An 18,631-nucleotide genomic window follows, 5' to 3' on the forward strand; every position below is an offset into this window, starting at 1 on the left:
GTCAGGAAAGCTCCGGCAGGCGGCCTTCGAGCTCGTCCTCGATAGGTACGCGAATGATCTCGTCGAAGGATGTTTCAGCGCTGAAACCGAGCGCCTGCGCCCGGCTCGCATCGAAATTGCCCGGCGCAGCCACCAGCTTGCGGCAGACCATCTCGGCCGCGCCTATGACAAGGTTTTTCATCTGAAGCGGCCCTCCACTCGAAGACATCGACGCCGACTTCCGGCGCGAGTCGGCCCCGAACCGGCAATGTCTCAGTTAAGACAAGGCGAGCGACGCTGTCACGTGATTTTGGGGGGAGGGTGCAGTTCGGCTCGGCGCTGCTGTGGGCGGCTGCCATGAACCGGGAACGGACTGGCAGTCCTGCCTGCGGCAGCCTGGGGCTGGGCATGCCGCATCCTGCCCAGGTCTCGTTCTAAACAGCACCTTCGGCGACGCTTTGCATCTGCTGCAGGTTCGTCACCTCATAGGTCCAGACTCGAAACGCCTTCAGCACATGCGGTCCGAAGGAATTGATGAGCGGTATGTCGGCGGCATCGCGCCCGCGTGCGACGATGATACGACCGATCCGCGGCGTGTTGTTGCGCGGATCGAATGTATGCCATGCACCGTCGAGGAAGACCTCGATCCAGGCGCTGAAGTCCATCGGGTCGACGACGGGAATACCGATGTCGCCGAGATGGCCATTGATATATCGGGCGGGAATGTTGAGGCACCGGCACAACGCCACCGCGAGATGCGCAAAGTCGCGACAGACGCCGACACGTTCGTGAAAGGCCTCGAAGGCTGTCCGCGTCGATCGCGCCTGCATATAGTCGAATTGGATATGGCCGTGAACGAAGTCGCAGATCGCCTGAACGCGGCCCCAGCCGGGTGAGACGGTGCCGAACATATCCCACGCAATTTGACTGAGGCGATCCGTCTCGCAATAGCGGCTGCCCATCAGGTAGACGAGGCAATCATCCGGCAACTCCGAAACCGGGAACTCCCTGGCGCCTGGCAGCGACCTGTCCGGTTTGCCATCGTCTTCGATCGTCGCATCGCCCCATATGGTCAGGTCGCCCGCTGGGGCGACCAGCCGAAGACAGCGGTTGCCGAAGAGATCGCGATAAGTCGATGTGGGAACATCGGGCGTGGTGAAGACCGTTTCCGGAATTCTGATGTCGGCCGCACGATCATCATGAACCGACAACAGGCACACCAATGCGGTCGGCTGCGGGCAGGTCAGCGTGATTTCATAGCCGTAACGGATCAACATGGATCGTTTCTCGCGCGTCCGGATCCCGCTAGCGGAAATCCGCCGCAGTTAGAGTATAAAACGCGCGGCGGCGGTAGGAATAGGCTTTGTGTGCCACGTCCTGAATGGAGTTACGCAGGGCATCGAAAGACGAAAGCCACCTCGTTTCCGAAGGCTCGGTTCTTTGCAATGTGGTGTCGGATTTCGCCAGTGCGCCAATCTCGATGAAGAACAACACCTGGAACATGCCGTCATGGCCGACGAAGCGCACAGCATTTCTCGCCGCATCGAAGCTGCGGCTTTGATTCAGGAAGGCTAGCGCCATGGTTGAACCGGCGGAGTTTCACTCCGGGCGGCGTCCGACAGCCTCAGCCATTCCTTCCGGTATCCTATGTTGAGAAGATTGAAGGACATCATGTCTTTCCCGGCCTGCGGACGGCTCTTGCCTGTCACGGCATGCTCGGAGTGCACTGGAACGCCTGCTGAGACACGATAGACGGTCCACGAACGGGCGGATTCGATCCGGCGGTCGCGTTCGATCTCCATGGAGTAGCGGCCGGAAGCGCCACATTTGTTTTCCCATGTGCCGACGGCAAAGGCATTCCGTCTTCGTTCGGCTTCGTCTTCATGGCTGTTCACGATGTCAACCTTTCGTCATTCGGGCCGTGGCCATGGCCAAACGTCCTCTCGATCAGTGTTGCGCCGCTGCCGGCGGGCGATAGGTTTACCAGTTCCAGGCTGTCTTCCGTCGCGACCCGCTCATGACGTTCATCGTCACTGCGGATGCGGTATTGCAGCACATTTCCTCTCAGAGGCAGCGTGGCGGTAATGCGGTATGTCTCGGGGAGCTTGGAGGGAACGACCAGGAACCCGTCCTTCACCCGGACAGTCTGTCCAACCTTGAAGATATGTGTTGCTGCCTCGCGCCGGATCGAGCGTCCATTGCGTTGCGGGATGCGCGTAGCGGTCATGACGGTTTGTGGTCCTTTTCGAGCGCGGTTTCGAGATCTGACAGGTGGATAGGCATCATCTGCTGCGTCGAACTCTGCGCGGCAATCGCCGGCAGGTGGATGAAGGCGCCGACCCTTAGCCAGGCAAGCCTGGAAACGCTATCGATCAATTCCTCGTCATAATCGACGCGGTATTCTCCGGCTGGCTGCGCCCCGTCGAAACCGGGCAGGTGGAATGAGGATGAAAAGCGGACGACTGTTTGTGTGGTGCGACTGGTCACGGCTGAGGCCTCCGCAGGAAGCGCCGATGCGTTTCCTGTATCGTTGAGTTCCGAACCGGACGAACTCGAGGCTGCCGGTACATCCGCGGTCAGCGCCAAGCTCATTCCGGATCGGAATAGGCGAAATCGACGCCAGAACGACGTCACAAATTGCTATCGAAAATTCAGTGGTGATGGCGGGTCGTAGTTCTCTGACACCGCGAAGCCAAGTCGGCCAAATCGACGAGGCCTATCATTGCGCCTCGATTGAGTTTAAATCAAGATAAATTCGAATTTATCTATGAAAAACGCCAAATTAACTCGATAACCATTTAAATAAAATTAGGTGCGGTGTCGTAAAAATTCTCTTCATTTCCTGATTATTGCAAAATATCCGTTCAAATTTATTTCCTAAATTTTTCCAGAAGTTCCCCGTGCGAACAATATTTCTTGGCACTCCTATCAATCGAGTGCCACGAGTGCTATTTATGAATTGCAGCCGCCCTACGCGCCGGCAGCAGAAAGACCCTCTATGAAATTCCGTTCACTTCACGACCGCGTCGTCATTCGACGTGCGGAAGGCGATGTCAAATCCAAGGGCGGGATCATCATTCCAGACACCGCCAAGGAGAAGCCGCAGCAAGGCGAAGTGGTCGCATTCGGCCCGGGCCTGCGCAACAAAAGCGGCAATCTCGTCCCGCTCGATGTCGAGGTCGGTGATCTCATTCTGTTTGGAAAATGGTCGGGGACCGAGGTCACGATCGATGGCGAAACCCTTCTGATCATGAAGGAGACCGACATCATGGGCATCGTCGAAAAGACCGAAGCGGCTGCCGGCAAAGCCGCCTGAGGGGTCGAATTTGTGACCCGCAACTCAAGACCGAACTGGGAAGAAATATCATGTCTGCCAAGGAAATCAGGTTCTCTACCGACGCGCGCGACCGCCTGCTGCGCGGCGTCGAATTGCTCAACAACGCCGTCAAGGTGACGCTTGGCCCGAAGGGTCGCAACGTCGTCATCGACAAGGCCTATGGCGCACCGCGCATCACCAAGGACGGCGTCAGCGTCGCCAAGGAGATCGAGCTCGAAGACAAGTTCGAGAACATGGGCGCGCAAATGGTGCGCGAGGTGGCATCGAAGACCAATGATCTTGCCGGCGACGGCACGACGACGGCAACGGTGCTCGCCGCCTCCATCTTCCGCGAAGGCGCAAAGCTCGTCGCTGCCGGCATGAACCCGATGGATCTGAGGCGCGGCATCGATCTCGGCGTTATCGCCGTCGTCAAGGAAATCAAGGCGAGGGCGATGAAGGTCAAATCGTCAGGCGAGATCGCACAGGTCGGCACCATTGCCGCCAATGGCGACGCCACCATCGGCGAGATGATCGCCAGGGCAATGGACAAGGTCGGCAATGAGGGCGTCATAACCGTCGAAGAGGCGCGAACCGCCGAAACCGAACTCGATGTCGTCGAGGGCATGCAGTTCGATCGTGGCTATCTCTCGCCCTATTTCGTCACCAATGCCGAGAAGATGCGCGTGGAACTGGAGGAGCCCTATATCCTCGTTCACGAGAAGAAACTCGGCAGCCTGCAGGCGATGCTGCCGATCCTGGAAGCCGTCGTACAGACCGGCAAACCGCTGCTGCTCATCTCGGAGGACGTCGAAGGCGAGGCGCTGGCGACGCTGGTCGTCAACAAGCTGCGCGGCGGCCTGAAGGTCGCAGCCGTCAAGGCGCCGGGCTTCGGCGATCGCCGCAAGGCGATGCTCGAAGACATTGCCGTGCTGACCGCCGGCCAGATGATTTCCGAGGATCTCGGCATCAAGCTCGAGAACGTCACGCTCGATATGCTCGGCCACGCCAAACGTGTGCTGATCGACAAAGAAAGCACCACGATCATCGACGGCTCCGGCGAGAAAGCGGCCATCCAGGCGCGCATCCAGCAGATCAAGGCGCAGATCGAAGACACCACCTCCGACTACGACAAGGAAAAACTGCAGGAACGCCTGGCGAAACTCGCCGGCGGCGTCGCGGTCATCCGCGTCGGCGGCGCGACCGAGACGGAGGTCAAGGAAAAGAAAGACCGCATCGACGATGCGCTGAACGCCACCCGTGCGGCGGTCGAAGAGGGCATCGTGCCCGGCGGCGGCGTGGCACTGTTGCGCGCGAAGTCGGCGCTGACGGGACTGACGGGGGAGAACGCCGATGTGACGGCGGGCATCTCGATCGTGCTCAGGGCGCTCGAAGCCCCGATCCGGCAGATCGCCGACAATGCCGGGTTCGAGGGCTCCATTGTCGTCGGAAAACTCGCCGGCAGCAATGATCACAATCAGGGCTTCGACGCACAGACGGAGACCTATGTCGATATGATCGAGGCCGGCATCGTCGATCCTGCCAAGGTCGTGCGCACTGCTCTGCAGGACGCCGGCTCGATCGCGGCGCTGCTGATCACCGCCGAGGTGATGATCGCCGACATTCCCGCGAAAAATTCTGCGCCTGCGGCCGGAAATGGCGGCATGGGCGCTATGGGATACTAGAGCATGATGCCGAAAAGTGTCAGCGGTTTTCGGACGACATCATGCTCTAACTATTTAATGTAGAACAGGATTCAGATTTTAGACCCGGCCTAAAATCATCCTGTTCTAAGGCCAGCTTGAACCGGTCCGGCGTCGCCGGACGGCACAACCCGAACAACAGACAGGGAGAATTCCAATGTCCGTGCAGAGCAGCAGCAAGACATCGATTACCCAGCGTTTCGACAGTTACCAGCCATCCAAGACGCTTCTCGCCTGGGCCTGCGTCGCCACGGCGATCGCCACGATGATTATCGGATTCAGCTGGGGAGGTTGGGTAACCGGCGGCACATCAAGCAAAGCGGCAGCCGCCGCCGGCGACACCGCACGCGGAGAACTGGCGTCGGCCATTTGCGTCGAGCGATTCAAGGCGGCGCCGGATGCGAGCGCTAAACTGATCGAGTTCAAGGCGATTACCGAAGGCTACAAGCAGCGTCAGTTCGTTGAGGCCGGCGGTTGGGCGACCATGCCTGGGCAGACTTCAGCCGATAGCCGAAGTGTTCAAGGCTGCGCCACGGCGCTTGCCGTCTGACACCGTTTTCCAGAGCGCTCCGATATACGTGCGGAGCGCTCCCACTGTTGAAGCAGGAAATGACCTATGATCCGTTTCGTGAAAAAGAGCGACCCAAAGCCAGCCGCAGAAGACGCCGGCGGCGAAAGCGTCAAGAAAGTCCCTGAGGCAGCCGCCGACGGGCCTAAGAAAGCCGCCAACGACAGCACGCGTCGCCGCGCGCCGCAGGCGCCGGAAGACGACGATCCGCTTATCTGAGTGTGGACTGATGTCCTTGAACATGCCTCCAGCGCAACAAGTGCGAAGCGGGCACAGGGCGCGATCTGAGAAAGAGCTGCGCCGGGGCTCTTGAAGACCTAGCGATAATCCAGCCAGATCCCACCCGCGTCGGCGGAACGCACGCAGTTTTCCACCCAGCGGACCCCTTCCAGTCCGGCATCGACATCGGGAAAGACGAGGTCTTCGATCCCCGCAGGAGCGAGGCCGCGCTCTTTGTTGATGGCAAAGCCGAATCGGCGATAGAGGTTCGCCCAGGCTTCGAAGAGACCTTCCGGGTGACCGCCGCCGATCCGGTCGTCGATCCTGGCCTCGGGATAGAGATAGTCCATGCCGCGCTCGAGAATGCGGGCCGGTTCGCCCTGGATCTCGTAGGAGAGCTGGTTCGGCCGCTCGTCCCACCATTCGATACTGGCCTTCGAGCCGACGATGCGGATCTTCTGGCCATGCATGGAGCCGGCATTGACGGCGCTCGACCAGATGGTGGCGATCGCGCCATTGTCATATTCCATCAGGGTCACCGCATTGTCTTCGAGCGGCGCGCGGCTTTTGACGAAGCTCTGGCGGGTGCAGAGCAGCCGCTTGATCTTCAGATGCGGTAGGATGACCTTGGCGATATAAAGCGGGTGGGTCCCGACATCGCCGAGCACATAGCTGGGGCCTGCGAATTTTGGATCGACGCGCCAGCGCGTCGCAGGGTTCTGCTCCTCCACCGCAGCACTATGGAAGCCATGGGCGAATTGCAGGTTGACGATTCGGACCTCGCCGAGATCGCCATTCCGGACCATGGCGCGCGCTTGCTCGATCATCTGATGGCCGGCATAACCATAGGTCACGCCGACGATACGGCCGCGCGTCTGGGAAAGCGCCTTCAGTTCGTCGGCCTCGGCGGTCGTAAAGCAGAGCGGCTTTTCGCAGATCACATGCAGGTCATGTTCGAGCGCTGCCTTGCAGATCGCGAAATGGGTGTTGTTGGGTGTTGCGATCGACACGGCCTCGATGCCGTCGGCCCGCCCGGCCTCAGTCGCAAACATCGCCGCATAGTCCCGGTAGCTCCTGGCTTCGTCGAGCCCGAGATCGATGCCGAAGGCGCGGCCGCGTTCGGGATCGATATCGAAGGCGCCCGCCGCAAGGGCAAAGACGTCGTCGCGATGCGCCGCCGAGCGATGAATATAGCCGATCTGGCTGCCTCTGCCGCCGCCGACCATGCCCCAGCGGATCGGCTTTTTCCTGTTATTCGTCACAGTTTTTCCCCAGCAGTTCCAGCAAAAGTGCGCAGCGGTTTTTGTGTCCGGAATTGCGCAAAACAGAGAGATGGAGCGTTTCCGTGTTTCGAAGAAAAACGGAAACGCTCTAGAACCCGACCGACCTGAGGTAATCGCGGTTTTGCTTCACGTCTTCGAGGCTGCCGGCGACATTGAATGGATCGCGCTCCTGCTCGACGGTGATGAAGCCGTGATAGCCGATCTCCTCGAGCGTTCGCTTGACGGCGGGATAATCGATGACGCCGCGGCCGATCGGGCACATGACGCCCTGTCCGCATGCATCGAAGAAGCGGATCTTCTCGCCAAGCACACGGTCGAAGACGGTCTGGTCGATGTCCTTGAAGTGGACGTAGTCGAGCCTGTCGGCATAGCGGCGAAGCATCTCCACGGGATCCATGCCGGCATAATAGCTATGGCCGGTGTCGAGGCAGAAGCCGGCGATCTCCTGCGGAATGTCACCTGCCACCCGCTCGATCTCATCGGCGAATTCGATATAGCCGCCCGCATGCGGGTGGATGACGGCGCGCACGCCGTATTTACGCGCCGCGAGTTCGGCGATCGCCGTGATGTTCGCGACCATCCCGGTCCAGGCCGTGTCGTCGAGGCGCGGCGCACGATCCGAATGGCCAGCGGCATAGTCCCGCTCGTCGTGCCCCCAGTCCATGACCGTGAGATAGGGCGTCCTGAACCGCTGGCCTTCCACCTGTTCCGGCTGCGGCAGCCTGGTGATGACGGCGCAGATTTCCTCCGTCTGCCGCAGCAATGTCTCCCGATTTTCAGGCGAGACCAGATCGTCGAAGATCGTGCCGGCGACGATGAAGAGATTGCGCTCGGCAAGCGCCTTTGCGACGAGCGCATCATCGAGCGGCACGTAACCGTACGGCCCGAGTTCGAGGCCGCCATAACCAGCCGCCGTCGCCTCGTCGAAGACGCGCTCCCAGGCGGGAAGGTTTGGATTGTTGACGTCATCAACGCCCCAGCAGCAGGGGGCTGTCGTAATCGTGATGGTCACGGGTTTTATTCCTGAAAAGTGGTGGTGCCGGGTGGATGTTGACGATCAGCCAAGTTTCCCGGGCCAGTATTTGTCGACATATTTCTGGATTTCGGAGCGCATGAAGCGGCCGGAATCATCGGCACGCTCCTCCCAGCCGAAGACGCAGGCGGTGATGATGCCGTCGAACCCGACCGCGGCGAGCGAGGAGAAGAAGACATCCCAATTGATCTCGCCCTGGTACATATCCATGTGCTGATGGATGGTGACCTTCGCGCCCGGCGGATTGATGATGTAGCGCAGCCCTGACGACGCCTTGTGGTTATAGGTATCGGCCACATGCACATGGGCGATTAGCGGGCCGGCATCGCGGATCATCCGCGCCATGTCGTCACCGAAATAGAAGGTATGCGGCGCGCAATAGAGGAATTTGACGTTCTTCGAGCCGATGGTCTTCAGCATGTCGATCGCCGGATGCAGCGTCTCGCACCAGTCTTCCGGATGCGGCTCCATGTTGAGCGTGACGCCCTCGCGCTCGAACACCGGAACGAGCTCTTCGATCGAGCGCCACCAGGCAGCCTCGCTGTGCTCGTGGGTATGCATGCCGCCGCAGCAGCTGGCGCGGTGGCTGCGATCCGGCGACGGTCCGCGGCCGAATTCCGAATTCATCGTATCGCAGCCCATCTCGGCCGCGATTGCGATCGCTTCCTTCCAGTAGCGCACCGCCGCCTGCCGCTCGTCCTCATGCGGGCTCGCCCAGCGGTACATCGGCAGGATCGAAGCGAGCTGGACGCCGTGATCCTTCAGGGCCGACTTGAATTCCGCGATGCGTTCCTTGTGTGCCCGCGGGCGCACCCACCAGGGCAGAAAATCGTCGCGTGGTGAAAGCTCGATATGCTCATAGCCGAGTTCCGCCGCCTTGCGGCAGAGGTCGCGCAGGTTGAGGTGACGGTGCATATGCGGGTCGAGTGCAATCTTCATCTGGTTCCTCCGTCATCCCTCGGCCGGATCGGGCCGGCGGGTGATCCTTGATCTCGTTTGTTTCGGACGTCCGGTGCTCCTCCCGGATTGCCAGCACGATACTGCTGCAGTGCCCCCATGCTCCAATGCTTCCTTGATCAAATTTGATCATTGACGACGCAGCGTGCCGATGCTCTGCTGTGTCAGCTTTGGGAGTGAGTGAGCCCTGATGAAGGTGACTTTGAAGGATGTCGCAAGCCAAGCCGGCGTTGGCACCGCGACCGTCGAGCGTGTCCTCAACGGCCGCGGCGGCGTCCGGCCGGAGACGGTGGAGAAAGTCTTCCTGGCGGCAAGACGGCTTGAATACCGGCAGAGCCTGCCGGTCGCCCATCGCGGTCTGATCCGGATAGAGGTCATCCTCGTTCGTCCGGAGACCAGCTTCTATTCGCGTCTGAACCGGGCGTTCGAGCGCATTGCCGCCTCGCTCGACGACAGTATTGTCGTTCACCGCACCTTCGTCCGCGAGAACGAGCCGGCGCAATTCGCCCGCTACATCGCCAACCCGACGGCGCGCCGGTCGGCGCTGATCGTGGTTGCGCCCGACCATGCCGATGTCGTCACCAGCGTGCGGAAGGCGGCCGGTCTCGGCATTCCCGTCGTCCAGATCATGACCCGCCCGGCGCCCGAACTGCCCTATGTCGGCATCGACAACTATGCCGCCGGACGCACCGCGGCTCACTATATGTCGGGCATGCTGGCGCGGCGCCCCGGTTCGTTCGTCGCTCTCTGCCACAGCGGCGCCTATGAGAACCATAAGGAGCGGATCCGCGGCTTCTCCAACTATCTCGCGGACAACGCTTCGAACGAGGGTTCAAACGAACATCGTTTCCTTGAGGTCATGTTCGACCTCGATGACGAGCACAATGCCATCGAACTGCTGCAAGCGGCGCTCCGGCGCGAACCCGGCATCATTGGCGTCTATAGTGCCGGCGGCGACAACAAGGGTGTTGCCAGGGTGCTCGAGGCAAACAAGGCTGGGCGGCCGTTCTGGGTCGGCCACGAATTGACGGGAGAGACGCAGGACTATCTCAGCCGCGGCATCATGTCGATCGTGCTCGACCAGGCGCCGGAAGTGCAGGCGAGGCGATCGATAGACCTTGCCCTGAACAGGCTGGGTCTCATCGAGGTGGAAGTCAGCGCCGAGCCGGTGCGCTTCCTGACGATCACATCGGAAAATCTCTGAGACGGGATAAGGATGCCCGGACAATCCGCTCGAATGAGCGCCAGCGACTTTCACGACGCCGGCGTAACCTTACTGCAGCTGCGGTTTCTTGAGGAAGCTGTTGCGGTCGGCGGATTTGATGCGCAGCCAGGCTTCCCGGCCGTTCCTGAGGATCCGCATGGGGATCTCGGCGCCGGCGGGGCCGCTGCTCCAGAGCTTGCGATAGAAATCGGCCAGGCCATCGACCTCTTCGTCGCGGATCTCCGAAATGATATCGCCTTGACGCAGGCCCGCCTGGGCGGCCGGGCCGTCTTCGGCCACGCTCATGACCACCACGCCGCCATTGCTCTCGGCGGAGAAGGCGCCAAGCCAGGGCCGCGGCGGCTTGTTGACCTGGCCCCGGTTCAAGAGATCGTCGAGGATCGGCGGCAAAAGGTCGATCGGCACGACCATATTGATATCGGCAACCTCGTCGCCATGGCTCATTTGCAGGCGAAGCGAACCGATGCCGAGAAGCCTGCCGTCCGAACCGATCAGGGCCGCGCCGCCCCATGAGGGATGGGCTGGTGCTGTGAAAATCGCCTCGTCGAGCAGATATTCCCAATAGCCGGCAAATTCCTGCCGGGCGACGATATTTGCCTCGACGAATTCTCCGATGCCATCGGCCAGCACGACGGGATCGCCGGGCTTGGCCGTGGCCGCGTCGCCGAGATCCACCGCCGGCGCATTCAGGGCCCCAAGCGCCTGGACCAGGCCGAAGCCGCTTTCCTGATCATAAGCAAGCGCATGCGCGGGAACCACGCGCCCGTCATGGGTCGTCAGCCAGACCTCTTCGGCCTCGGTGATGAGATAACCGATGGTCAGCACCAGCCCGTTGTCGCGAATGACCACGCCGCTGCCTTCCCGGACAGTGCCCAGCGTCTCCGCCGTGAAGGCATCTTCCGGAATAGAGGAACGGACGGCCACGACTGACCGTAAAATCGGATCGATATTCATACTTTCATCCCGATAGACGCCGGCGCGAAAGGCCGAAAGCCGGCGCATTCTTCCTTGAATAGGTAAGAGAATGGACGGCGGGTGCAAGACCGTATCGGACGGAATTTTGGCAGGTCAACGGCGACCTCCCTCCGATGCCTGCACCAATCAAGGTTTCACTGAGCGCCGAGACTATCTCGCATGGCACCGGCGGGCGGCTGAGCGCGACCATATTGCCGCGGCGAGCATCCCATCACTCTCTTGAAGGCGGTGCTGAATGCGCTTTCGGATTCATAACCGAGCGACAGGGCGACACCGGCAATTGCTTCGTCCGAATTTGTCAATCGGTCACCTGCGAGAAGCATGCGCCAGCGCGTCAGATAATCCATCGGCGCAAGCCCGACCTTTTCCTTGAAGTGGAGAGCAAAACTGGACCGGGACATCGAGGCCCGTTCAGCTAGCGACTGCAAGGTCCACTTGCGGGCTGGATCGGCATGCAGGGCACTGATAGCCGCGCCGATCCGCCGGTCGGTAAGCGCGAAAAGCCAGCCGACGCCGCGCGCATTCGGCGATGCGATATGGAGGCGCAACGCCTGCATGAGCATGACATGAGCAAAATGCTCCGCCATCAGAAAGCCACCCGGCTGCTGGTCGCGCAATTCGCGCGTCATCCGATCGAGGCACCAGCGCAGCACGGTGGCGTGATCGGAATCCCTCTTCACATGGACGATCGGTGGCAGGATTCCGAGAAGGATGTCCGAATTTCCTCCTGAAAAGGAAAAACGGCTGCCGATCAGGAAGAAATCGCCACCGCCATTGCAAGTCGCAATGCCGTCGCGGGCGATCGAATAGATCGCGTCGGACGGGATCGCTTCGAGCGCCGGATCGCTGGCGAGACGAAAGGCCCGGCGGCTCGTCAGCAGAAAGCAGTCGCTTTCCTCCAGGCGGACAGCTTCGGCAACTCCATCGACGCTCAGCCAGCAGGCGCCTGAAATCACCGCGTTGAACTTGATGCCATCAGGGGGCGGGAAATCGATCGCCCAAGCGCCGCCAGCGTCGAGCCCCGCGGAAACATAGCTGCGCGGTTTGAGCAATGCGAGAACATCGGATAACGGGTCCATGTAAAAATCCGGACGATGGCGAAGAGATGTCGGACTTTAGCGCATGGATCGTCTGGAGGCCACGCCTTATTCTCGCGACCGTCATCCCGAGCGACAGCAACGTCGCAGAACAAAGGCAATTATCATGAGTGACAAACAAGTCCCCATCGGCTCCGGATTTGGAGCCCACACGACGGCCGGCGAGGTTCTGGCCGGTCTCGATCTTTCCGGCAAGCGCGCCATCGTCACCGGCGGCCATTCCGGCCTCGGGCTCGAGACCACGCGCGCTCTGGCGGGCGCCGGCGCCAAGGTGACCATCGGCGCAAGGAACATCGAGGCGGCGCGCAGCGCGGTCGCCGGTATCGATGGCGTAGAGATTGATCGGCTCGACCTTTCCGACCTCGAAAGCGTTCGCGTCTTTGCCGAGCGGTTCGTCGCGTCTGGCCGCAGCATCGACATCCTGATCAACAGCGCCGGCATCATGGCCTGCCCGGAAACGCGTGTCGGCGACGGATGGGAGGCACAGTTCGCGACCAATCATCTCGGCCATTTCGCCTTGGTCAACCGCCTTTGGCCGGCGATCTCGCCCGGCGCTCGCATCGTTTCGGTTTCCTCAGGTGGCCATCACAACTCGGCCATACGATGGGAGGATGTGCAATTCGAGACCGGTTACCACAAATGGCGGGCCTACGGTCAGTCGAAGACCGCCAACGCACTTTTCGCTGTGCATCTGGACAGGCTCGGGCGCGACACCGGCATCCGCGCCTTCTCGCTGCACCCGGGCAAGATCTTTACCCCCTTGCAGCGCCATCTCGCAAAGGAGGAAATGGTCAGTGCCGGCTGGATCGATGCGGACGGCAACCCGATTGATCCGACATTCAAGACGCCATCCCAGGGGGCGGCCACGCAGGTTTGGGCGGCGACCTCGCCGCAACTCGACGGTATGGGAGGCCTCTATTGCGAGGACTGCGATATCGCCATCCGCGCAACGGATGGAGAACCAGGCGGCGTCAGCGACCATGCAACCGATCCCGAGAAGGCGGCACGCCTGTGGATCTTGTCGGCAAGGCTGACTGGCATTGACGCTTTCGCAGCGTACGCCTGAAGCCAGAGCGCGCGGCAAACCCTCGTCAAGGCGCGCTGAAGACGCAGCCGATTGTCTTGCCGTCCTCGCGCCTCACCCGGGCCTTCTCGGGTGAAAGCCCGATCGGCAAGCCGTGCAGATCGTCAGCATGTCATTGGCGCAAACGCTGCCGAAATCGGCCTGCGACAGCGCGGTCGCCGTGCCAGATTGTATTTGCGCAAACAGCAGTCAAATCGTGACAATCCGTCTTTAAAATGTATCAAGGCGTGCGCAAGAGCTGCGCCATTCCGTCCTGCGTCGTTCTCCGGACTTGGCGCGCGACATTTTTCGTGACAGCGGCATTGTGCAACAATATACGGTCAATCTCATCAGGAATCAGACCGACACGGATCACGACCATGAAAGACTGGCATCCCGATCTCAGCCGCAGCAGCAGCCCCCGTTATATGGCGATCGCCGATGTGATCGAAATGGATTTGCGCAGTGGGCATCTGGTGGTTGGGGACCGGCTGCCGCCGCAACGCGAACTCGCCAAGCGGCTGAATGTCGATTTCACCACGGTGGCGAGAGGTTATGTCGAGGCGCAGAAGCGCGGGCTTGTGGATTCGCATGTCGGCCGAGGCACCTTCGTTACCGGTGGCGCGGACAGGGAGCGCCAGGGATTCGCGGCCGACGCCGCGCCCGATCCCCGCCGCGCCTCCATCGTCGATTTCTCGATGAACATGCCGCCGGAACCGGATGATCCCGAGCTGATCGCCCGCATGCGCGAGGGCATGTCGGCGGTGACGGCGAACCTCATTCCGCTTCTGCGCTACCAGGGCTTCGGCGGCTCCAGCATGGACAAGGAGGCTGCCGCCTCCTGGCTCAGCCGTCGCGGGCTGGTGCCCTCGCAGGAGCGCATCTTCGTCACGCCCGGCGCCCATCCGGCCCTGCTGGCGATCTTCGGCCTGCTGGCAAAACCGGGCGAAACCGTGCTTTCGGAAATCATCACCTATCCCGGCATGCGCTCGATCGCCGCCCAGCTGCGGCTCAATCTGGCCGGTCTGCCGATGGACGAGGACGGTATCCTGCCGGACGCCTTTGCCGCGGCCTGCGAGAGATTGAAGCCGAAGGCGCTCTATCTCAATCCGACGCTGCAGAACCCGACGACGCTGACCATTCCGGCCAGGCGCCGCGAGGAGATCTGCGCCGTTGCCCGCAAATATCACGTGCCGATCGTCGAGGACGATGCCTATGGTTTCATTCCGCAGCACGGCCCGGCGCCGCTCGCCGCAACAGCGCCGGATCTGACCTGGCATATCGGCGGACTGGCGAAATGCATCGGCGCGGGTCTGCGACTTGCCTATGTCGTGGCGCCTGACAGTAAGGCCGTGTGGCCGTTCGTCAGCGCCATGCGCGCCAACAATGTCATGGCCTCGCCACTGACCGTGGCGCTCGCCACCCGCTGGATCGAGGATGGCACCGCCGATACGATCCTGCGTTTCATCCGTGCCGAGGCCGCCGCCCGCCAGCAAATGGTCGCCGCCATCCTGCCGGCCGGCAGCTACCGCGCCGATCCGATCAGTTTCAACATCTGGCTGCCGCTCTCCAACGGCTGGACCCGCTCCACCTTCGGCAGCCATACCCGTTCTTCCGGTATCGGCGTCGTCGCTAGCGATGCCTTTACGGTCGAGGGCACGGCACCCGAGGCCGTGCGTGTCTGCCTTGGTGGGCCGATCACCCGGGAGAAATTGCAGGGCGCACTCGAATTCATGGCCCACGCGCTGGAAGGTCCGCCGGAGATGGCAGCGTCGTTCTTCTGACACGGAACCCAGCTCCCGGCTGATCAGGCACGGACCAAAGCCGGAGGCGGTCGAGATCAGATCGTCCAAGCCCAGATCTGTCCGGGCATGGGCGAGGCGTAACCGTCACGTTCACCACCACGTTCACGTCTGATCCGCCCTGGCTGCTAGGCTTGGCTGCGCCCCAAATGCTGCTTGATAAATCTGCAGTCAGCTTGCTGCTGGCATGCGCTGGGGAGCTCTGCGGCATTCTGGCGAATTGACCGGCAATTTCCATTTAATGTAATTATATTGCATGCAGTCATTTCAGATGTTGATCGTATCAATATCTACGAAGCAAGAAAGCGAGATCGTCATGGATACGGAATATCCCCCACTTCCTCCGATGCAGACCGGCATCAAGGGACGCTGCCCGCGCTGCGGCCAGGGTCATATGTTCAAGGGCTTCCTGACGTTGCAGCCGGAATGCGAGGTCTGCGGTCTCGATTATTCCTTCGCCGATCCGGCCGATGGTCCGGCCTTCTTCGTCATCTGCTTCGCCTGCATCCCGAGCGTGCTGCTCGGCGTCTGGCTGGAGGTGGCCTTTTCGGCGCCGATCTGGGTGCAGCTTCTGGTCACCGGTCCCTTCATGCTCGCCACCTGCATTCCGCCGCTGCGGCCGCTGAAGGGCTGGCTTGTCGCCAGCCAGTATTTCTACAAGGCGGAAGAGGGCAAGCTCGCCTAGGACTTGTTCAGCGTGGCGCGCAGGCGCGGCGTCGCGAAATCGAGCAGCGCCCGCAGTTTCAGGGGCACCAGTCCCTGCGCGGGATAGACCAGATGCACCGGCGCTGGCGGCGGTTCGAAATCTTGGAGCAGCGGCACCAGCAGTCCGGCCATCTCGGCGCGTGCGGCCTGGTAGGAAAGCACCCGGGTGATGCCGAGGCCGGCGACAGCCGCATCGACCGCGGCCTCGGCGGTGTTGACGGCCAGCCGCGAGCGGATCGATACAGTGAGATCATGTTTCCCCTCGGTGAATGTCCAGCTCAGCATTGATGCAATGCCCTCGAAAGTGACGCAGTCATGCGCGCCGAGATCGCTGGGATGCCGGGGGTGGGCGTGTCGCGTCAGATAATCCGGGCTGGCATAGACCGTGCGGCGGATCGCGCCGAGCCTTGTGGCGATCAGGTTGCTGTCCGGCAGGTTGCCGATCCTCAGCGCCACGTCGATGTGATCCTCGACGAGGTTCGACAGCCGGTCGCCAAGCATCAGCCGTAGATTGATATCGGGATAGGCTTTCAGGAAATCCACCACGACAGGCAGGACATGCAGCCGACCGAAGACGATCGGTGCGGTCATCGTCAACTCGCCCTTCGGGGCGCTGTATTCACCGGCTGCCGTCCGTTCCGCCTCTTCCACCCGATCGAGAATTTCCCGCGCCGCCTCGACATAGGAGCGGCCGGCCTCCGTCAGCGTGATCTTCCGGTTGCTCCGTTGCAGCAGCTGGGCGTTGAGATGGGCTTCCAGTTCCGAAACCTTGCGGCTGACGGTTGCGAGCGGGGATCGCAGATGCCGTGAGGCGGCCGACAGGCTGCCCTGTTCGACGACGGCAAGAAGCACGGTCATGGCGTCGAGGCGGTCCATTCTATCCTTCCATGAATTGGTAAGATGCCTCCCAGATTAGCATTCTACTGCAGCCAGATGGAAGGCAGTAAATTATGCCGCAGATGGTTCGAAGCGGCCATCGCCAACCGCGTCCCGTCGATTAGAAGACCAGAGGAACCATCATGAAGCTCTATCACCACCCGCTTTCCGGCCATGCCCACAGGGCTCACCTGTTCCTGTCGCTGCTTGGCGTGCCCTATGAACTGGTCGAGGTCGACCTGGCGGCTGGCGCTCACAAGGCGCCGGACTTTCTGAAGCTCAATCCCTTTGGCCAGGTGCCGGTGCTCGACGACAATGGCACGGTCATTGCCGATTCCTCTGCCATCCTCGTCTATCTCGCGCGCAAATACTGCCGCACCGACTGGCTGCCGGAAGAGGCAGTGGCCGCGGCGCGGATACAGAAATGGCTCTCGGTTGCAGCGGGCGAGATCGCCTACGGGCCCTGTGCTGCGCGCCTGGTCACCGTCTTCGGCGCCGATTTCCGCACCGACGAGGTGATCGCCCGGGCGCACCGCATTCTGGCGCTGATCGAGGAAGAACTGGACAACCGTAGCTTTCTGCTTGGCGACAATCCTGCGATCGCCGACGTGGCGCTCTACAGCTACATCGCCAATGCGCCGGAGGGCAATGTCGATATCTCGGCCTATCCAAGCGTTCGTGCCTGGCTTGCGCGCATCGAGGCGCTGCCGGGTTTCGTCGGCTTTCGCAAGACCAAGATCGGCCTTGCCGTCTGAAAACCAACCGGGGCAGGGACGCTGCCCCGGTTCCCCCAAATGCTGCCCTGAAGGAGGCCGTGATGCTGGAACAGACAAGACAGGACGCCACATCGCCCTGGCATGCGGGCGAACTCGCCATGCAGCGCAGCGTCGGGGTCGCCGAACGCATGGACGGGCCGGGCCGTAATTTCGTCCGCAAGGCCATGCCGGAGCAGCATCGCGCGTTCTTTCCGATGCTGCCTTTCGTCGTGCTCGGCGCCGTTGATGCCAAGGGCGATATCTGGGCAACGGTCAGGGCCGAGCGCCCGGGTTTCATGGTCTCACCGGAGCCGGAGATTCTCGATGTGCACCTGCCGCGCGACGCGGCCGATCCTGCCGATGCCGGCATGGAGGATGGCGACGCGATCGCGATGCTCGGGATCCAACTCGAGACCCGGCGGCGCAACCGGCTGAACGGCGTGATCCGCAGGACGGACGCTGGAGCTTTCCAGGTGCGCGTCGGCCAGAGCTTCGGCAATTGCCCGCAATATATCCAGCTTCGCTCTTCCGCCTTCGCCCGCGATCCTGATGTGCCCACAGAGATGCCGCCGCTTCACTCCGGCCAACTCGACGATCGGGCGCTAGGGATGATTGAGGGCGCCGATACCTTCTTTGTCGCCTCCTATGTCGACCGGGAGAATGGCGAGCGGCAGGTGGACGTGTCCCATCGCGGCGGCAATGTCGGCTTCGTCCGTGTCGGCGCCGACGGCGTGCTGACCGTTCCCGATTTTCCCGGCAATCGGTTCTTCAACACGCTGGGCAATTTCCTCGTCAATCCGAAGGCGGGGCTGGTCTTCATCGATTTCGAAACCGGCGACATGCTGCAGATGACCGGAAAGGTCGAGGTGCTGCTGGATTCGCCCGAGGTCGCCAGCTTTCAACGGGCGGAACGGCTGTGGCGTTTCACGCCGGAAGAGATCGTGCTTCGCCCGGATGCCCTGCCGCTGCGGTGGAGTCTGCCTCCCGGCCTTTGAGAAATACCGCGCCGAACCGGCTTGCCAATCATTGTACTGATCAGTACAATGATAACCATTGAGTACAGGAGCGCCCGGAG

General features: G+C 61.5%; 22 protein-coding genes. 10 read left to right on the forward strand and 12 right to left on the reverse strand.

Annotated features, from left to right (window positions below):
- Position 1 precedes the first annotated feature (1 nt).
- The 6 genes from RWJ89_RS29650 to RWJ89_RS29675 all read right to left on the reverse strand — a co-directional run bounded on the left by RWJ89_RS29650 (position 2) and on the right by RWJ89_RS29675 (position 2,466).
- On the reverse strand, positions 2 to 181 hold the full coding sequence (locus RWJ89_RS29650; protein ID WP_376775257.1) for a hypothetical protein: 180 nt from the start codon (positions 179 to 181) through the stop codon (positions 2 to 4).
- 232 nt (positions 182 to 413) lie between these two features.
- Entirely contained in the window at positions 414 to 1,256 is an 843-nt protein-coding gene (locus RWJ89_RS29655; RefSeq protein WP_131665920.1) for a transglutaminase-like domain-containing protein, read from the reverse strand.
- A gap of 28 nt (positions 1,257 to 1,284) precedes the next feature.
- Positions 1,285 to 1,560 carry a DUF1488 domain-containing protein gene (locus tag RWJ89_RS29660; RefSeq protein ID WP_131665921.1) on the reverse strand — a complete coding sequence of 92 codons (276 nt, stop codon included), beginning with the start codon at positions 1,558 to 1,560 and terminating at the stop codon, positions 1,285 to 1,287.
- The gene (locus RWJ89_RS29665; protein ID WP_316031873.1) at positions 1,551 to 1,874 is read right to left on the reverse strand and encodes a hypothetical protein; all 324 of its coding nucleotides are present in this window, start codon (positions 1,872 to 1,874) and stop codon (positions 1,551 to 1,553) included. Before RWJ89_RS29665 ends, RWJ89_RS29660 begins: the two co-directional genes overlap by 10 nt.
- Complete coding sequence (locus tag RWJ89_RS29670; RefSeq protein WP_018070945.1) at positions 1,871 to 2,206, reverse strand: hypothetical protein; 336 nt, start codon at positions 2,204 to 2,206, stop codon at positions 1,871 to 1,873. The genes RWJ89_RS29665 and RWJ89_RS29670 overlap by 4 nt, the downstream gene beginning before the upstream one ends.
- A complete protein-coding gene (locus RWJ89_RS29675) occupies positions 2,203 to 2,466 on the reverse strand; it encodes a hypothetical protein (RefSeq protein ID WP_131665924.1) in 264 nt (87 codons plus the stop codon). Before RWJ89_RS29675 ends, RWJ89_RS29670 begins: the two co-directional genes overlap by 4 nt.
- Before the next feature lie 511 nt (positions 2,467 to 2,977).
- Between RWJ89_RS29675 and RWJ89_RS29680 the strand changes: the two genes are divergently transcribed.
- From RWJ89_RS29680 to RWJ89_RS29695, 4 genes are all read left to right on the forward strand, one after another.
- Entirely contained in the window at positions 2,978 to 3,295 is a 318-nt protein-coding gene (locus tag RWJ89_RS29680) for a co-chaperone GroES (RefSeq protein ID WP_316031874.1), read from the forward strand.
- 50 nt (positions 3,296 to 3,345) lie between these two features.
- Positions 3,346 to 4,980, forward strand: a complete 1,635-nt coding sequence (gene groL / locus RWJ89_RS29685; RefSeq protein ID WP_131665926.1) for a chaperonin GroEL — start codon at positions 3,346 to 3,348, stop codon at positions 4,978 to 4,980.
- A gap of 175 nt (positions 4,981 to 5,155) precedes the next feature.
- A complete protein-coding gene (locus tag RWJ89_RS29690; RefSeq protein WP_131665927.1) occupies positions 5,156 to 5,548 on the forward strand; it encodes a hypothetical protein in 393 nt (130 codons plus the stop codon).
- A 66-nt stretch (positions 5,549 to 5,614) separates the two neighbouring features.
- The gene (locus tag RWJ89_RS29695) at positions 5,615 to 5,785 is read left to right on the forward strand and encodes a hypothetical protein (RefSeq protein WP_165503767.1); all 171 of its coding nucleotides are present in this window, start codon (positions 5,615 to 5,617) and stop codon (positions 5,783 to 5,785) included.
- A gap of 98 nt (positions 5,786 to 5,883) precedes the next feature.
- Here the strand turns inward: RWJ89_RS29695 and RWJ89_RS29700 are convergent, their stop codons facing one another.
- From RWJ89_RS29700 to RWJ89_RS29710, 3 genes are all read right to left on the reverse strand, one after another.
- Complete coding sequence (locus tag RWJ89_RS29700) at positions 5,884 to 7,011, reverse strand: Gfo/Idh/MocA family protein (protein WP_410056118.1); 1,128 nt, start codon at positions 7,009 to 7,011, stop codon at positions 5,884 to 5,886.
- 145 nt (positions 7,012 to 7,156) lie between these two features.
- Positions 7,157 to 8,080, reverse strand: coding sequence for a TIM barrel protein (locus RWJ89_RS29705; protein WP_316031875.1), 924 nt, complete (start codon positions 8,078 to 8,080; stop codon positions 7,157 to 7,159).
- Between the two features lie 45 nt (positions 8,081 to 8,125).
- Entirely contained in the window at positions 8,126 to 9,040 is a 915-nt protein-coding gene (locus RWJ89_RS29710; RefSeq protein WP_131665929.1) for a sugar phosphate isomerase/epimerase family protein, read from the reverse strand.
- A 208-nt stretch (positions 9,041 to 9,248) separates the two neighbouring features.
- Here RWJ89_RS29710 and RWJ89_RS29715 point away from each other — a divergent pair, with 208 nt between their 5' ends.
- Positions 9,249 to 10,262 (forward strand): LacI family DNA-binding transcriptional regulator, encoded by a 1,014-nt coding sequence (locus tag RWJ89_RS29715; RefSeq protein ID WP_131665930.1) that lies wholly within the window; start codon positions 9,249 to 9,251, stop codon positions 10,260 to 10,262.
- Positions 10,263 to 10,331: 69 nt separating this feature from the next.
- Here RWJ89_RS29715 and RWJ89_RS29720 read toward each other — a convergent pair whose 3' ends face one another.
- Both RWJ89_RS29720 and RWJ89_RS29725 read right to left on the reverse strand, forming a co-directional pair.
- Complete coding sequence (locus RWJ89_RS29720) at positions 10,332 to 11,237, reverse strand: S1C family serine protease (protein ID WP_131665931.1); 906 nt, start codon at positions 11,235 to 11,237, stop codon at positions 10,332 to 10,334.
- Positions 11,238 to 11,392: 155 nt separating this feature from the next.
- The gene (locus tag RWJ89_RS29725) at positions 11,393 to 12,337 is read right to left on the reverse strand and encodes an AraC family transcriptional regulator (RefSeq protein ID WP_168284810.1); all 945 of its coding nucleotides are present in this window, start codon (positions 12,335 to 12,337) and stop codon (positions 11,393 to 11,395) included.
- A 124-nt stretch (positions 12,338 to 12,461) separates the two neighbouring features.
- Here RWJ89_RS29725 and RWJ89_RS29730 point away from each other — a divergent pair, with 124 nt between their 5' ends.
- The 3 genes from RWJ89_RS29730 (at position 12,462) to RWJ89_RS29740 (ending at position 15,905) form a co-directional block, all read left to right on the forward strand.
- Complete coding sequence (locus tag RWJ89_RS29730; RefSeq protein ID WP_168284809.1) at positions 12,462 to 13,421, forward strand: SDR family NAD(P)-dependent oxidoreductase; 960 nt, start codon at positions 12,462 to 12,464, stop codon at positions 13,419 to 13,421.
- A gap of 377 nt (positions 13,422 to 13,798) precedes the next feature.
- Positions 13,799 to 15,202, forward strand: coding sequence for an aminotransferase-like domain-containing protein (locus RWJ89_RS29735; RefSeq protein WP_168284808.1), 1,404 nt, complete (start codon positions 13,799 to 13,801; stop codon positions 15,200 to 15,202).
- A 334-nt stretch (positions 15,203 to 15,536) separates the two neighbouring features.
- Positions 15,537 to 15,905, forward strand: coding sequence for a DUF983 domain-containing protein (locus tag RWJ89_RS29740; protein WP_027665144.1), 369 nt, complete (start codon positions 15,537 to 15,539; stop codon positions 15,903 to 15,905).
- Here RWJ89_RS29740 and RWJ89_RS29745 read toward each other — a convergent pair.
- Positions 15,902 to 16,801, reverse strand: coding sequence for a LysR family transcriptional regulator (locus tag RWJ89_RS29745; protein WP_168284807.1), 900 nt, complete (start codon positions 16,799 to 16,801; stop codon positions 15,902 to 15,904). The two genes, RWJ89_RS29740 and RWJ89_RS29745, sit on opposite strands and share 4 nt — an antisense overlap.
- 143 nt (positions 16,802 to 16,944) lie before the next feature.
- Between RWJ89_RS29745 and RWJ89_RS29750 the strand changes: the two genes are divergently transcribed.
- Both RWJ89_RS29750 and RWJ89_RS29755 read left to right on the forward strand, forming a co-directional pair.
- Positions 16,945 to 17,556, forward strand: coding sequence for a glutathione S-transferase family protein (locus tag RWJ89_RS29750; protein ID WP_316031876.1), 612 nt, complete (start codon positions 16,945 to 16,947; stop codon positions 17,554 to 17,556).
- A gap of 62 nt (positions 17,557 to 17,618) precedes the next feature.
- Complete coding sequence (locus RWJ89_RS29755) at positions 17,619 to 18,551, forward strand: pyridoxamine 5'-phosphate oxidase family protein (RefSeq protein ID WP_316031877.1); 933 nt, start codon at positions 17,619 to 17,621, stop codon at positions 18,549 to 18,551.
- The last annotated feature ends 80 nt before the right edge of the window (positions 18,552 to 18,631 follow it).

It is taken from the genome of Rhizobium sp. 10PS4, assembly GCF_032464805.1.
GTDB classification, from domain to species: domain Bacteria; phylum Pseudomonadota; class Alphaproteobacteria; order Rhizobiales; family Rhizobiaceae; genus Rhizobium; species Rhizobium laguerreae.